This is a genomic window from Bacillus cereus group sp. BfR-BA-01441, assembly GCF_022663075.1.
Taxonomy (GTDB): domain Bacteria; phylum Bacillota; class Bacilli; order Bacillales; family Bacillaceae_G; genus Bacillus_A; species Bacillus_A cereus.
Map to the genome: position 1 here is coordinate 1 of NZ_JAKUEU010000006.1, position 14,946 is coordinate 14,946.

Consider the following 14,946-nt stretch of genomic DNA (forward strand, 5'->3'; position numbering starts at 1 on the left):
AGGTAACACAGGTGCTACTGGTGCCACTGGACCTCAGGGTGTTCAAGGTAACACAGGTGCTACCGGTGCTACTGGACCTCAAGGAGATCAAGGTACAACAGGTGCTACCGGGGCTACTGGTGCTGCTGGACCTCCAGGTGATGCAGGTACCACAGGTGCTACTGGACCTCAGGGTGTTCAAGGTCACACGGGTGCTACTGGACCTCAAGGCATTCAAGGACCAACGGGTGCTACCGGCGCTACTGGTATAGGAGTTACTGGACCTACTGGACCTTCTGGTGGACCTACCGGACCTACTGGGCCTACTGGACCTAGCTTCCCTATAGCAACAATTGTTGTAACAAACAATATTCAGCAAACAGTACTGCAATTTAATAACTTTATTTTTAGTACTGCAATTAACGTAAACAATATTATCTTCAACGGCACAGATACAGTTACTGTTATTAACGGTGGTATTTATGTAATTAGCGTATCCATTTCTACAACTGCGCCAGGATGCGCTCCACTCGGAGTAGGAATTTCAATTAATGGAGCAGTCGCAACTGATAATTTCTCTTCAAATTTAATAGGCGACTCACTTTCATTTACTACAATCGAAACATTAGCAGCTGGTGCAAGAATTTCTGTTCAATCTACTCTTAATGAGATTACGATCCCTGCGACAGGAAATACTAACATCCGCCTTACTGTATTTAGAATCGCTTAAATTTCATCATATATTGTTTATGACAAATAAAAAAAGAGCGAGGAAACTCGCTCTTTTTTTGTTATGTACAATAATTCATTACTATTCTAATTCAATTGAAACATTTTTTTGTGGTACAAATGTGGAAATTGCATGTTTATAAATAAGCTGTTGCTTACCTTCTGTTTCCAGCAGGACTGTAAAATTATCAAATCCTTTAATTAGTCCACGAAGCTGGAAACCATTTAATAAGTACAGCGTAACAAACGTATTTTCTTTACGGAGTTGATTTAAAAACTGATCTTGAATATTGATTGATTGCTTCATGTCGAATCCTCCTCTTTTTCTCTACTTACTATTATTCGACTTTACTTGTAACTTTCCTTCTATGTATCGTAAAATTTCTGACGTTTTTTCACCGTCTGTAACATCAAACCACGTGACATCCATTTTATTACGGAACCACGTTAATTGACGTTTTGCATAACGACGCGAATTCGTCTTTAATTGTGACACCGCATCTTCTAAAGAGGCTCGATTCTCAAAATAATCATAGATTTCTTTATATCCAATCGCTTGAATAGATTGACAATCTCGTATCCCTCTATTATACAGCCCTTCTACTTCCTCTAATAGGCCTTGTTCCATCATCAAATCCACTCGTAAGTTAATGCGATCGTATAGCATTTCTCGATCCATTGTCAAGCCAATTAATGAAACATCATAGAGTAACTCTTTTTCTTGTTTCTCAATTTGTTCACTCATTTTTTCACCCGTCGTGTGGAAAATTTCTAACGCCCGAATGACACGTCGTACATTATTTGCATGAATACGCTCCGCACTTTCTGGATCTACTTCTTGCAATTTTTTATGTACATATTCCACACCGCGTTCTAAAGCTAACTTTTCCATTTGCTCTCGGTATATCACATCACCAGCATCATCTGTAAACTGATAATCGAATAAAACAGATTGTATATAAAGACCGGTCCCACCAACTATAATTGGTAATTTACCACGTTCTGTAATTTCTCGAATATGCTTGCGAACACGTTCTTGAAATTCCGCGACAGAAAATGAATCTTCCGGATTTTTTATATCGATCATATAATGTGGAATTCCGTCCATCTCTGCTTTTGTTACCTTTGCAGTTCCAATATCCATCGTTCGATAGATCTGCATGGAATCACCACTAATAATTTCACCGTTCAACACTTTGGCAAGATCGATACTTAACTTCGTCTTTCCAACAGCAGTTGGTCCAATGATGACAGCAACTTTTTCACGTTGCACTTCTCCCATATCATTCAACTCTCTTTATGTAATATACTCCATCTATTGATTATACCCAATCTTACCAATTTTAACGGCATGATTGCAAGTTCTTTCATTTCGGTACATGAAATTATACAGAAAAAAGAACATAGTTTGTCCAATTCTGCATATACATGATAAAAATAGTTTCGAGAGGATGAGTTAACTATGAAACAATCCACCATCAATTTTTCATCTTTGACAAAAGACCTCATTTTAGCCACTTCTACAAAAGAACAAAATTGTTCACAAGAGGAATTATACTTCGCCCTAAATTGTTTACTACGGGCTTTTCATTCTACTCTCCATGAAACAACATTACATCCAGAAAATAAAAATACAGAATATATACAAACGCAATTTTGCAGTGCATATAAAATTATTACAGGTAAAACTATTTATCCATTTCAATAATCTATAAAAAGCGGCTGCTTACATAGTTTTAAGCAACCGCTTTTTATATTAATATCGATAACCTATTGTATAACTTTCACTTTTACAGATTTGCGCCCCCAGCTATTAGCACTACCATCTGAACCGACTAATACATCAATACGATTTCCTTTAATCGCACCACCGGTGTCTCCAGCAATCGCTTCTCCATATCCTTCTACCCATACTTTTGATCCAAGCGGAATTACTTTCGGATCAACAGCAATTACTTTCATATTTGGATTTGCTGTTAAATCATGCCCCATTGCAGTTAATACACGACCACCATACGAACCATTCTCACTCGGATCTGCTGTATATGCCGTCGCTTCTACTGTAATTTCACGACCACCAGTAGGCGCACTTGTTTCAGTAGATTTTGCAACTGGTTTTGCAGCCGGTTTTTCTTTTACCACAGGTTTACTTGATTCTACATTCTTAATAGAATCGTTACTCTTAACAGACTCTTTATTCTTAACTACTGTATTATTTTTAACTGGCGTATTTGTTCTAGCTGGTGCTTCTTCTTGAGCTACAACCTCTTTCTTTTCGATTACAGGTGCTGTTCCTGTTAAAAATGGCACGTGAACATATCCAACTTTTCCATTGTAGTCGAATTGTAACCATTCATTTTGAACTTGATTCGTCGTTTCAATCACATCATTTTTATTAAGTTTACCTAAAATTTCAGAATCAGTATTCGCTCCAGCACGAACATTTAATACGCCCGCCGTTACATAATATGTGCTCTTTGTAAAATCGGCACTTACAAACGCTTCCTTACCGTTCAACTTAATTTTTGTCCATCCATTTTCTGTATTTATAACATCTAGTGTATTCCCACTGAACACTTTACCTACAAGCTTTGACTCTACATTTGGGTTTTCTCTAACATTTAATATGTCTGTTGTTACAATTGTTTCCGCTTTAGCAGAACCCGCAAAAATCCCAAGACCAAAAACTGCTGCTGTTGCTATACCTAATAATTTTTTCATGAATAGCCTCCATTTGCTTTGTTTTCGTATTTTCATTATAGCAACAGTTTTTTAGAATTTTTAGAAATCACACAATTACAAAGCATTCGTAATATACGATTAACGAGTTGTAACATAAATTTCCATATTAATAAAATGTATTTCTCATACAATCTCCAGTGGTTTTCATATATTTTTCATATAAGAGCACAAGAACTTTTTTCCAGAAAAAATTACAGTGTTACTTTTTTGTTACAAAAAATTCACAATTCGTTACATATTTTACCAAAAAACATCAATATTCAATTGTTAACCTATTTTTTTGTAATAAAAAGAGAGCAGCTACTAAAAACTGCTCTCTTTTTATTTGTTATTGAACTTTCTTTTTCCAAACACCTAGCATAACAGCCGAGACAATTGTTCCAATTAATATAGAGAAAATATATAGTAACGGTTTATTTACTAACGCTATTACAAATAATCCACCATGCGGTGCCGGTAATGTAATTTGGAATAACATAGATAACGCACCTGCAATACTTGAACCAACAACACAACTTACGATTACTCGAACCGGATCTGCAGCTGCAAACGGAATCGCACCTTCTGTAATGAACGACGCTCCCATAATATAATTTGTTAAACCAGATTTACGTTCCGCTTCTGTAAACTTTGATTTAAAGAATGTAGTTGCGAATGCAATCGCAAGTGGTGGTACCATCCCACCAGCCATAACTGCTGAGTGCACTCCAAAATTCTGCGCTTCTATTGCAGCAATACCAAACGTAAATGCCGCTTTATTAATTGGCCCCCCCATATCAATTGCCATCATACCACCTAAAATAAGACCTAGTAATATAGCATTCGTACCGTTTAAACCATTTAACCACCCTGTCAACATTTCATTTAATGCTACTACAGGCGGAATTACTACTTTTTGCATTACAACTCCTGTAATCAATAATCCAAAGACTGGATATAACAATACAGGTTTAATTCCTTCTAATTGTACTGGTAGTCCTGAAAATAATCTTTTCAACCCTAAAACAACATATCCAGCTAAGAAACCAGCAATTAATCCACCTAAAAATCCAGCATTCGCATTCGCCGCTAAAAATCCACCTACAACACCAGGCATAAAACCAGGACGATCAGCAATAGAACTTGCAATAAATCCAGCTAAAATTGGTACAAGGAATAAAAACGCACCTGTTTTTCCTCCACCAATTGACATGAACAATTCAGCTAAAGGACCTTCCGCCTTTATACCACCAAACGAAAACGCTAGCGCTATTAAAATCCCGCCACCAACAACGAATGGAAGCATATTACTTACACCGCTCATTAAATGCTTATAAATTCCTAATCCTTTTTCTCCCTCAATACTTTCTGATTTCCCGTCCTCTTTTACACCTTTAAAGATTGGTGCATCTTGTTTGACAGCTCGCTTAAGCAGATTTTCCGTTTTTCGAATCCCATCAGCAACTGGCACTTGAATGACATGTTTACCAGCAAAACGATTCATTTCTACTTGTTTATCCGCCGCAACAATAATAGCTGTTGCACGTTCAATATCCTCTTTCGTTAAACCGTTTTTAATACCTGTTGATCCGTTTGTTTCAACTTTAATCGCTATTCCTAACTCTGTCGCTTTTGCTTTTAAGCTATCCGCTGCCATATATGTGTGAGCGATTCCAGTTGGACAAGCTGTAACAGCAAGTACGTACGGTTCATTTCCTTCTGGTTTTGCGACTTCAATCTCTTCTTCTTTTTCATTCTCTTTTTCATCAAATAGTTGAAGAAGCTCACTTTCATCCTTTGCTTCTAATAGTTGCTTGCGAAATCCTTCATCCATTAATAATGTCGATAAACGAGACAACGTTTCTAAATGAGTATTATTCGCTCCTTCACTTGCAGCAATCATAAAGAATAAGTGTGCTGGCTGTCCGTCAAGCGACTCATAATTGATACCGCTTACACTTCTACCAAAACAAATCGATGGTTGTTTAACAGCCTTTGTCTTCGCATGAGGTATTGCAATACCTTCCCCTATTCCAGTCGTACTTTGGGCCTCCCGCTTTAAAATAGCTTCTTTAAATTCCGTTTTACTATTTAAACGATTTGCCCCGTTTAATTTCTCAACTAATTCATCTATGACAGCTTCTTTATTTGAAGCTGTCAAATCCATAATGACTGTATCCCTTTTTAATAGTTCTGTAATTTTCATATGTTGCTTCCCCCTATCGCTTAGCTACAATTACTTGCGACAATAATTCTTCTACTTTTTCCTTCTTACATAAATCAGCTGAAAATGCTGTTGCACTCCCTGTTGCAACGCCGTATTGAAATGCCTTTTCAATATCTTTTGTCTGTTCATATTTGCCTACAAACCCTGCAACAAGAGAATCCCCGGCCCCAACTGAATTAATTACAACACCTTTTGGAACAGTCGCTTCATATATACCTTCTGCCGTAAATAATAAAGCTCCCTCTCCAGCCATCGATACGATAACGTGTTTTACACCTTGTTCAATTAATTTTCTTCCATAAGGTAAAACGTCCTCTACTGTTGAAAGCTCCACTCCAAACAACTCACCAAGTTCATGGTGGTTTGGCTTAATTAAAAATGGCTTATTTTTAATTACATGTTGCAGTGCACTTCCACTTGCATCTACTACTACACGAATACCTTTTTCAGCTCCAAACGCAGCAATTGATTCGTAAAAGGTACTTGGAATAGAAACTGGTACACTCCCAGCAAGTACAACACAATCTCCAGGTTGCATACTCTCAATTTTTTTCATTAACTGTTCGAACTGCTCTTTTGTTACAATAGGACCTTGGCCATTTAATTCTGTTTCTTCTTCCCCTTTTATTTTCACATTAATGCGAGTATCTTCATCTACTTGGACGAAGTTTGTTGTTACACCTTCCGTCTGTAATACCTCTTTAATAAATTGACCAGTAAATCCACCAGTAAATCCAAGTGCTATATTTTTAACACCTAAACGCTGAAGAACACGAGAAACATTAATTCCTTTTCCTCCAGGAAACTTCATATCTTTTTCCGCTCGATTTATTGTTCCTAAATCAAAGGAAGAAACTTGCACTACATAATCAATAGATGGGTTTAAAGTAACTGTATAGATCATTGTTTATCAGCCTCAATTACATTGGTTTGTTGTTTATATTTTTCTAAATCAATTTCTAAATGGTTTGTAATAATATTTGCATCTTCAACATTTGCAATTTTCGCAAACGCAACTTCTGAAAACTTACTTTCATCAATTAAGAAATATCCTTCGTTTGCTAATGTTAATGCCATTTGTTTTAAGAGCGCTTCTTCTGGATCTGGCGTTGTAAAGCCAAGCTGTTCATGTACACCATTTGCACCTAAAAAACATTTATCAAAACGATACTTCTGCATACTTTCCTGTGCCATAGCACCGATTAAAGCTTTCGTCCTACTCTTCATCATTCCGCCTAGTAAATACGCACGAATATTATTTTCAACTAAAGCTTCAATATGCATAAGTCCATTCGTAACGACAGTAACATCTTTATTTATTAAAAATGGAATCATTTCAAATGTTGTACTTCCTGCATCTAAATAAATACAATCACCTTGTTCAATAACGCTAGCCGCATACTTAGCAATTTGTTGTTTTATTTGAATGTTTTTGGATGATTTTTCGACCATCGTTGGTTCTTGCCCTTTTCCTGTTAAAACAGCGGCACCACCATGAACTCTTTTTAATAACCTTTGCTTTTCCAATTGTGCTAAATCACGGCGAATTGTCGACTCAGAGCTTTCTGTTCTTTCAACTAATTGCTGTAATTTTACAACTTTCTGTTCTTTTACAAGTTGCAATATCATTTGATGACGTTCAGGAGTTAACATTTTATTCACCTCTTCTTTGATTACAGTATAATGAAAACGGTCACAAAAATCAACCATAAACAATCAAAAATAATCAAAAACATCCACAAACATTTATAAACAGCAAAAAAAGAAACCTATTCGATCAAACAATCAAATAGATTTCTTTTCTAAATTCACTTATAAAGAAGCTTTATATATACTTAAAACATCATCTTTATTTAATTTTTTAAAGTTACCAAATTCACCATACGCCATCGCTTTATCCGCCATTAAATCAATTTCATTTTCTCCAATAGCGTAATCAGATAATGTTACTGGCGCCTCAATTGAAGTCCAAAATTGACGTAACGCCTGAATTCCTTCTAACGCAATTTCTCGATCAGTCTTTCCATCTGTTTCTACATTGAATACTCGAATAGCAAACTGTTTAAAACGACTTACATTTCCCTCTACAACATGCTTCATCCAGTTCGGGAATAAAATCGCAAGGCCACCCCCGTGTGGTATATCATGAACAGCAGAAACTGCATGCTCAATATTATGAGTCGCCCAATCTCCTTTTACTCCCATTGCTAAAATGCCGTTTAACGCCATAGTACCACAATATAAAATAGTTTCTCTATGCTCATAATTTTCTAAATCACTTAAAAGCTTAGGAGCTGTCTCAATTACTGTTTTTAAAACAGCTTCACAATAACGATCTTGTAGTTCTGTATTCGTTCCATGATGGAAATATTGTTCTAATACGTGCGACATAATATCTACCATACCGTAAATTGTTTGATCTTTCGGTACAGAAGTAGTATGAACTGGATCTAAAATCGAAAACTGCGGGAAAGTAACCGGGCTACCCCATCCATACTTTTCATTCGTTTCCCAGTTTGTAATTACCGAGCCTGCATTCATTTCAGACCCTGTTGCTGCAAGAGTAAGTACAGTACCAAATGGTAATGCCTCATTAGCAAATGTTTTTTTCGTTACAATATCCCATACATCTCCATCGTACTTACTACCAGCTGCAATTGCCTTCGTACAGTCGATTACACTTCCTCCACCAACTGCTAAAATAAATTCAACACCATTCTCTTTACAAATTTGAATCCCTTTCTTTACAGTTGATACACGTGGATTCGGTTCAACACCTGTTAATTCAAATACTTCTGCATTAATATCCTTTAAAATAGAAATTACATTATCATAAATACCGTTTCTTTTAATGCTGCCTCCCCCGTATACGAGAAGAACTTTTTTACCGAACTGTGGAATTTCAGTTTTTAACTGTTCTAATTGACCTTTACCGAAAATAAGTTTCGTTGGATTACGAAATACAAAATTTTGCATATTTCTTTACCATCCCTTCTATATGAAAAGCAACTATACTTTTGTATACCATATTTTTTTCATTTCACAAAAATATTTGCTTAATAAAAAAATCCCAGCCTACAGGCTGAGATTTTTTTATTGGTAATAAGGTGAGATCATTAAGTAAACAATAACACCAGATAAACTTACATATAACCAAATCGGCATCGTCCAACGTACAATTTTACGGTGACGTGTTAATTGATTTGTAAAACCAAATACAAGCGCAAACAATGCAAGTGGTACGATAATTGCTGCTAGGATAATATGTGTAATTAAAATGATGAAATACACATATTTAATGAATCCTTCTCCGCCAAAATGTGTTGCCGGTGCTAAGTAATGATACGATAAATACGACACACAAAATAGTAAAGTTGTCGTAAATGCTGCAAGGATAAAACCACGATGCATTTTCACATTCTTTTTAATGATAGAGAATAACGCTGCTAATAAAAATACGAACGTAAAGCTATTAAAAATCGCGTTTAACATTGGTAAAATCGTTACATCAAAATGTACTTCTCCTTCATAGCCAACAGGTCCAAAGAACAAAAATAAAATAATCGCATTTACAATTACAGAAAGCGTTATCACAATAGGAGCATAGCTTTTCTGATTTGTTGATTGATCCACCAAAATGGTCACTCCCTCTTCCTTCAAGTATGTATACATAACCTCACTATTTTAACATATTATTCACAGTGTAAATGTGACAATAGTTTGACACAGCAAGACCAGACAAAGAAAAAAATCCTTCTTAATAAAACTTCTTAAGAAGGATTTTATCGCTTTATTATTCAAATAGCAATGCGATTAGTTTTTGTTAAAAAATGTATCGCTATATGCTTGAAAAATTTCAGACACTTGATATCCCATTAATGAAATTGCTGTTAATGAAAAGAAACCAATCATAAGAAATCGAAACCACATATAAATCTCCTCCTTGTATTTAGCTTAAAAAACGTTAGCTACCTTACAAGTTGCGTGGCACTCTTCATCATCACTTTCCTTTTTCCTTACAATTGCTGTAATAAATCGAATCATAAAGAAAACTACAAAAGGAAATTGTTCGTAATTCACATTGGCATAGTTTAGCAACGGCTCGCGCTGCACATCGAACGGAGATGAGAAGGAATAGAACATACCTTGCTCTTCCATATATACAATTACAATTTTCATGCAAAATACGATTCCTAGAAACGAAACAATATCTTGCCATTCTGTCGTATATAACAGGTTATACAGCTCTAATACGTACTCTTCCATCATCATCCCCCCTTCCTTTTTTACCATTTTGCTCGCCTTCGTATAAAAAGTCAAGAAAAAAGTTTATATTCACTATGACAATAGTAATTACTTGTTTCTATGATTATATATGATTCTTTTATAGCAATGATTGGGTGTAACTCTCTTCGAAAATAAGAAAATTAGAATCGAACAGATTCCTCATTCTTACTTTTAGGATGCAAAACTGTGCTATTTTTATTTCTATTAAAAATAAAATAAGAAAGTATGATAAGAACAGTAACAAACATTGTTAAAAATGCTTGTGAACGTAAAGTATCAATTGCGAACATCGCAACTAAAACTGCTATAATAGCAGCAATTGTAACATACGTTACATACGGAAAAAGCCACATTTTCACTTTCAAATTTTGTTGTTCTACTTTCCCCATTTTTTTACGCATCTTTAAATGCGAAACTGCAATAACGAGATAAACTAGTAACGCAATCCCGCCAGATGCATTCACTAAAAACAAAAAGACTTTATCTGGAGAAATGTAACTAAACACAACTCCAATATAAGCGAAGAAAGTTCCAAATAAAACCGCTCGAACGGGAACACCACTACTGTTCAATTTTAAAAATGACTTTGGAGCATCTCCTCTTTCTGCCATTGAAAAAAGCATTCTTGAATTTGTATATAAGCCTGAATTTAAGCAAGAAAGTACAGCTGTTAAAACGATAAAATTCATAATTTGTGCTGCCGCTGGTATTCCTATATGTTCAAGTACAGCTACAAATGGACTTTTTAATATGTTTGCTGAATTCCATGGCAGTAGCGTAACAACTACTGCTATAGACCCAATAAAAAATACAAGAATACGCCAAATCACACTGTTTGTTGCTGTTTTTACTGCTTTTACAGGTTCTGCAGATTCACCTGCGGCTACTGCTACAATCTCTGATCCCATAAATGAAAATATAACAACAGTAATTCCAAGCAGGACCGAACTTATACCGTTTGGCATAAATCCACCTTGTCCAATTAAATTCGAAGTGCCGGGTGCTTCTGTTCCTGGAACAAATCCTAAAATAACAGCAAGACCTAGACAAAGGAACAAAACAATACTTATTACTTTAATAAAAGAAAACCAATATTCAAACTCTCCAAATGATTTCACCGAAAAAACGTTCGTCAGCGTTAATAAAATTGTTAATATTAAACTTAATAACCAAAGCGGTATTTGTGGAATCCAATATTGGATAATACCAGCACCTGCTGTGGCTTCTATTGCAATAACAATTACCCAAAAAAACCAGTATAACCAGCCTATTGTATAACCCGCCCAAGGACCAATCGCTTCTCTTGCATACGTTGCAAATGAACCACTTGTCGGATTAACAGCTGCCATTTCTCCTAGCATTCTCATGACGAAAATGACTAGAAGTCCTGCTAATGCATATGAAACGATAGAACCTGGTCCTGCCGAATGTACAACTGCACCACTTCCAACAAACAAACCAGCCCCTATTACGCCGCCAATTGAAATCATTGTAATGTGGCGTATTTTGAGGTCTTTCTTTAGATTTTTATCCAAATCTTGTACATCCCCTTCCAAACTAAATTTTGAAACTTATGTAAGAGTACTGTGCGAAAGATTTTGTTCTATACGTTAAAATATATCAAAATATTCTGAATTTAACAATTACAATTCAACCTTCTTCAAAAATTATTACATTAGGTTTAATACTTTCCCATACACAATTGTTGAGAAAATTATAGTCCCCTTACAAAAGAAAGAATTTTCAGATATTATTAAATAAACAAGATTATACATCTAGACAACTTTTTGTATAGGAGTGTTGATATGTTAAACAAGTTCAAATTTTTTTGTTGCATTTTAGTAATGTTCTTACTTCTACCGCTATCCCCTTTCCAAGCACAAGCAGCAAACAATTTAGGTTCAAAATTACTCGTTGGATATTGGCATAACTTTGATAACGGTACTGGCATTATTAAATTAAAAGACGTTTCACCAAAATGGGATGTAATCAATGTATCTTTTGGTGAAACTGGTGGTGATCGTTCCACTGTTGAATTTTCTCCTGTGTATGGTACAGATGCAGACTTCAAATCAGATATTTCTTATTTAAAAAGTAAAGGAAAGAAAGTAGTTCTTTCAATAGGTGGACAAAATGGAGTCGTTTTACTTCCTGACAATGCCGCTAAGGATCGTTTTATTAATTCCATACAGTCTCTAATCGATAAATACGGTTTTGATGGAATAGATATTGACCTTGAATCAGGTATTTACTTAAACGGAAATGATACTAATTTCAAAAATCCAACTACTCCCCAAATCGTAAATCTTATATCAGCTATTCGAACAATCTCAGATCATTATGGTCCAGATTTTCTATTAAGCATGGCTCCTGAAACAGCTTATGTTCAAGGCGGTTATAGCGCATATGGAAGCATATGGGGTGCATATTTACCAATTATTTACAGAGTGAAAGATAAACTAACATACATTCATGTTCAACACTACAACGCTGGTAGCGGGATTGGAATGGACGGTAATAACTACAATCAAGGTACTGCAGACTACGAGGTCGCTATGGCAGATATGCTCTTACATGGTTTTCCTGTAGGTGGTAATGCAAATAACATTTTCCCAGCTCTTCGTTCAGATCAAGTCATGATTGGGCTTCCAGCAGCACCAGCGGCAGCTCCAAGTGGTGGATACATTTCGCCAACTGAAATGAAAAAAGCTTTAAATTATATCATTAAAGGAGTTCCGTTCGGAGGAAAGTATAAACTTTCTAACCAGAGTGGCTATCCTGCATTCCGCGGCCTAATGTCTTGGTCTATTAATTGGGATGCAAAAAACAACTTCGAATTCTCAAATAACTATAGAACATATTTTGATGGTCTTTCCTTGCAAAAATAACAAAGTAAAACTATAATTAGCCCCCATCAATCGGACATTTATGGGCAATCAATGCAGGATAAAAACAGCAATAGGACCCTTTATAGGTCCTATTGTTGTTTTTTATTTATGAAAATTACTTTGTCACATCTAAAGTTTTAAGAAACTGTTTTCCATCGCCCAACATCGCACGTTCCTCCGAATCATATTGTTAAATATTCTAGTCACTCTTTTGCTTCAACACAAAAACTGAAAGTTCAGGTACACTACAAAATCTAACAGGCATCCTAGTAGTCCCAATACCACGATTTACATATAAATATAACTGCTTACTCTTCCCCTCCACTTCATACATACCTTCAACATAACTCTCAGCTAGTTTGGTAGTAATTAACGGACCTACAAAAGGGATTTGGACTTGTCCTCCGTGACTATGTCCTGACAGTTGAAGATCAACTGGGTAACGATTTATTTTGGTTACAACATCCGGCTCATGTACTAATAACATGTTGAAATCATTTTGTTTCAAGTTTTTTAAAGTTGAATCTATTTTCGGCTTCCCTAATAGAAAATCATCCAAACCTGATATTGTAATATATTTGCCGTTTTCCACTTTAATTTTCTGCACTTCATTTACTAATACAGAAAAACCAGCTTCCTCCATATATTTTTTGTAAAATAAACTACCGCCCCCGCCCCTATCATGATTCCCAAACACAGCATATTTCCCTAAGGGAGCATAAATTTTCTGCAAAATAGCCTTCGCTCCCTCTCTTTCTGCACTATAAGAACCAAATTTATCTATTAAATCTCCGGTAAAAACTACTATATCTGGATGTAATTCATTCATCTTCTCCACCAAATGTTCAAGTTGCTTCAATGTAAACTCTGGCCCTAAATGTACATCTGAAAACTGTAATATTTTTTTATTATTAAATTCTTTAGGAATTGCAGAAGCTTCTATTTCATTCCATGTAACTGTTACTAGTTTTCGTTCTATTTCTGTCGCATAATAATACAAACTTACTAGTATCATTAATATACTTATAAAACTAATAATAAATATCTTTACGATTGATTTTTTTCGTTCTTTTTTTACATGATTCGTATTCATGTTTTCACCTCTAGAAACACTTTAAATCCTTATTGTTACATTAATGTGACAACATGAACAATGTTATTAATATGTAATTTCCTCCCTATTCACTTTGACAATTTTATACAGAAGTCATACCATATTTTTATAATACATATATTTTCGAATCTTTTTCTATTCATTCCATCATTTTATTACGGAGGGGTTATTCATGTCTGTATTTACACCAGAAGAAATTACGGAACTTGCTGCGAATTCCGGAAGGAAAAAAGCTCATTTATCATTACTCCCTATGCTAATTCTCGGTTTTTTTGGCGGTGCTTTTATCGCATTAGGGTATTTACTCGATATTCATGTTATTGGAACAATGCCAAAATATTGGGGATCATTTACTAGTTTTCTAGGCGCTGCTGTATTCCCTATCGGTCTTATTCTCGTTATTCTTGCAGGCGGTGAACTAGTAACTGGTAACATGATGACAGTTTCTATGGCTTGGCTTCAAAAGAAAATTACTTTATTTCATTTCATACGAAATTTAGTTATTGTTACGTTTAGCAATTTCATAGGGGCTGTATTTGTAGCCTACTTTTTTGGCCATATCGTTGGCTTAACTGAAGGAGCTTTTTTAGCGAAAACTATTTCTATCGCTCAAGCGAAACTACAAGATACACCATTGCAAGCATTTATTTCTGCAATCGGATGTAATTGGCTCGTTTGTTTAGCTGTTTGGCTCAGTATGGGAAGTAAAGAATTTATCGGAAAGATTATCGGTATTTGGTTCCCAGTTATGACTTTTGTTACGATTGGATTTCAACACGTTGTAGCAAATATGTTTGTCATCCCAGCCGCAATTTTTGCCGGTCATTTCACTTGGGCTGAATATTTTCCAAACTTTATTTTTGTTTTCTTTGGAAATTTAGTAGGAGGTATGTTATTTGTAGCACTACCTTACTTCATATCTTATAATAAGAAACTATCTTCTTATCAAGAGAAGACTGAAATGAAGAACAAATCTCTGTCGGCTTAAATAGAATGTCTAT

At 35.3% G+C, this 14,946-nt stretch carries 15 protein-coding genes; 4 read left to right on the forward strand and 11 right to left on the reverse strand.

Translation table 11 applies throughout. The features are described 5' to 3' along the window. Positions 1-709, forward strand: a 709-nt coding sequence (locus MR107_RS04315; RefSeq protein ID WP_242292080.1) for a Gly-Xaa-Xaa repeat protein, incomplete at its 5' end; no start/stop codon positions are given. 81 nt (positions 710-790) lie between these two features. Here the strand turns inward: MR107_RS04315 and hfq are convergent. Further along, entirely contained in the window at positions 791-1,015 is a 225-nt protein-coding gene (hfq, locus tag MR107_RS04320; RefSeq protein ID WP_000813896.1) for an RNA chaperone Hfq, read from the reverse strand. A 21-nt stretch (positions 1,016-1,036) separates the two neighbouring features. Then, positions 1,037-1,990 (reverse strand): tRNA (adenosine(37)-N6)-dimethylallyltransferase MiaA, encoded by a 954-nt coding sequence (gene miaA, locus MR107_RS04325; RefSeq protein ID WP_000504956.1) that lies wholly within the window; start codon positions 1,988-1,990, stop codon positions 1,037-1,039. A gap of 180 nt (positions 1,991-2,170) precedes the next feature. Here miaA and MR107_RS04330 point away from each other — a divergent pair, with 180 nt between their 5' ends. Continuing rightward, positions 2,171-2,416, forward strand: a complete 246-nt coding sequence (locus MR107_RS04330; RefSeq protein ID WP_000814429.1) for a hypothetical protein — start codon at positions 2,171-2,173, stop codon at positions 2,414-2,416. A gap of 62 nt (positions 2,417-2,478) precedes the next feature. On the opposite strand, the gene entD is transcribed toward MR107_RS04330, so the two are convergent. The 8 genes from entD to gabP all read right to left on the reverse strand — a co-directional run bounded on the left by entD (position 2,479) and on the right by gabP (position 11,478). Then, positions 2,479-3,429 (reverse strand): cell wall-binding protein EntD, encoded by a 951-nt coding sequence (entD, locus tag MR107_RS04335; protein WP_000734605.1) that lies wholly within the window; start codon positions 3,427-3,429, stop codon positions 2,479-2,481. 349 nt (positions 3,430-3,778) lie between these two features. After that, on the reverse strand, positions 3,779-5,635 hold the full coding sequence (locus MR107_RS04340) for a PTS fructose transporter subunit IIABC (RefSeq protein WP_000704605.1): 1,857 nt from the start codon (positions 5,633-5,635) through the stop codon (positions 3,779-3,781). A gap of 13 nt (positions 5,636-5,648) precedes the next feature. After that, a complete protein-coding gene (gene pfkB, locus MR107_RS04345) occupies positions 5,649-6,560 on the reverse strand; it encodes a 1-phosphofructokinase (RefSeq protein ID WP_000640859.1) in 912 nt (303 codons plus the stop codon). Then, positions 6,557-7,309: a DeoR/GlpR family DNA-binding transcription regulator gene (locus tag MR107_RS04350; protein ID WP_000957279.1), complete on the reverse strand. Its 753-nt coding sequence runs from the start codon at positions 7,307-7,309 to the stop codon at positions 6,557-6,559. The genes pfkB and MR107_RS04350 overlap by 4 nt, the downstream gene beginning before the upstream one ends. Positions 7,310-7,468: 159 nt before the next feature. After that, positions 7,469-8,632, reverse strand: a complete 1,164-nt coding sequence (locus MR107_RS04355; protein ID WP_001179093.1) for an iron-containing alcohol dehydrogenase — start codon at positions 8,630-8,632, stop codon at positions 7,469-7,471. A gap of 117 nt (positions 8,633-8,749) precedes the next feature. Then, positions 8,750-9,292 (reverse strand): DUF420 domain-containing protein, encoded by a 543-nt coding sequence (locus tag MR107_RS04360; RefSeq protein ID WP_000228315.1) that lies wholly within the window; start codon positions 9,290-9,292, stop codon positions 8,750-8,752. A gap of 318 nt (positions 9,293-9,610) precedes the next feature. Beyond that, positions 9,611-9,949, reverse strand: coding sequence for a hypothetical protein (locus MR107_RS04365; protein ID WP_002041693.1), 339 nt, complete (start codon positions 9,947-9,949; stop codon positions 9,611-9,613). A gap of 134 nt (positions 9,950-10,083) precedes the next feature. Next, positions 10,084-11,478 (reverse strand): GABA permease, encoded by a 1,395-nt coding sequence (gene gabP, locus MR107_RS04370; RefSeq protein ID WP_000360112.1) that lies wholly within the window; start codon positions 11,476-11,478, stop codon positions 10,084-10,086. 270 nt (positions 11,479-11,748) lie between these two features. On the opposite strand from gabP, the gene MR107_RS04375 reads away from it, so the two are divergent. After that, positions 11,749-12,831: a chitinase gene (locus MR107_RS04375; protein ID WP_242292081.1), complete on the forward strand. Its 1,083-nt coding sequence runs from the start codon at positions 11,749-11,751 to the stop codon at positions 12,829-12,831. Positions 12,832-13,030: 199 nt separating this feature from the next. On the opposite strand, the gene MR107_RS04380 is transcribed toward MR107_RS04375, so the two are convergent. Beyond that, on the reverse strand, positions 13,031-13,924 hold the full coding sequence (locus MR107_RS04380) for a metallophosphoesterase (RefSeq protein ID WP_001095336.1): 894 nt from the start codon (positions 13,922-13,924) through the stop codon (positions 13,031-13,033). 193 nt (positions 13,925-14,117) lie between these two features. On the opposite strand from MR107_RS04380, the gene MR107_RS04385 reads away from it, so the two are divergent. Beyond that, positions 14,118-14,933, forward strand: coding sequence for a formate/nitrite transporter family protein (locus MR107_RS04385; RefSeq protein WP_086401011.1), 816 nt, complete (start codon positions 14,118-14,120; stop codon positions 14,931-14,933). The last annotated feature ends 13 nt before the right edge of the window (positions 14,934-14,946 follow it).

What these genes read in the sequence shown, in the direction of transcription:
- MR107_RS04355 (WP_001179093.1), bottom strand. Translation starts at nt 8,632, where the DNA reads ATGCAAAATTTTGTATTTCGTAATCCAACGAAACTTATTTTCGGTAAA.
- MR107_RS04365 (WP_002041693.1), bottom strand. Translation starts at nt 9,949, where the DNA reads ATGGTAAAAAAGGAAGGGGGGATGATGATGGAAGAGTACGTATTAGAG.
- MR107_RS04385 (WP_086401011.1), top strand. Translation starts at nt 14,118, where the DNA reads ATGTCTGTATTTACACCAGAAGAAATTACGGAACTTGCTGCGAATTCC.
- MR107_RS04330 (WP_000814429.1), top strand. Translation starts at nt 2,171, where the DNA reads ATGAAACAATCCACCATCAATTTTTCATCTTTGACAAAAGACCTCATT.
- MR107_RS04340 (WP_000704605.1), bottom strand. Translation starts at nt 5,635, where the DNA reads ATGAAAATTACAGAACTATTAAAAAGGGATACAGTCATTATGGATTTG.
- MR107_RS04350 (WP_000957279.1), bottom strand. Translation starts at nt 7,309, where the DNA reads ATGTTAACTCCTGAACGTCATCAAATGATATTGCAACTTGTAAAAGAA.
- MR107_RS04375 (WP_242292081.1), top strand. Translation starts at nt 11,749, where the DNA reads ATGTTAAACAAGTTCAAATTTTTTTGTTGCATTTTAGTAATGTTCTTA.
- pfkB (WP_000640859.1), bottom strand. Translation starts at nt 6,560, where the DNA reads ATGATCTATACAGTTACTTTAAACCCATCTATTGATTATGTAGTGCAA.
- entD (WP_000734605.1), bottom strand. Translation starts at nt 3,429, where the DNA reads ATGAAAAAATTATTAGGTATAGCAACAGCAGCAGTTTTTGGTCTTGGG.
- hfq (WP_000813896.1), bottom strand. Translation starts at nt 1,015, where the DNA reads ATGAAGCAATCAATCAATATTCAAGATCAGTTTTTAAATCAACTCCGT.
- miaA (WP_000504956.1), bottom strand. Translation starts at nt 1,990, where the DNA reads ATGGGAGAAGTGCAACGTGAAAAAGTTGCTGTCATCATTGGACCAACT.
- MR107_RS04380 (WP_001095336.1), bottom strand. Translation starts at nt 13,924, where the DNA reads ATGAATACGAATCATGTAAAAAAAGAACGAAAAAAATCAATCGTAAAG.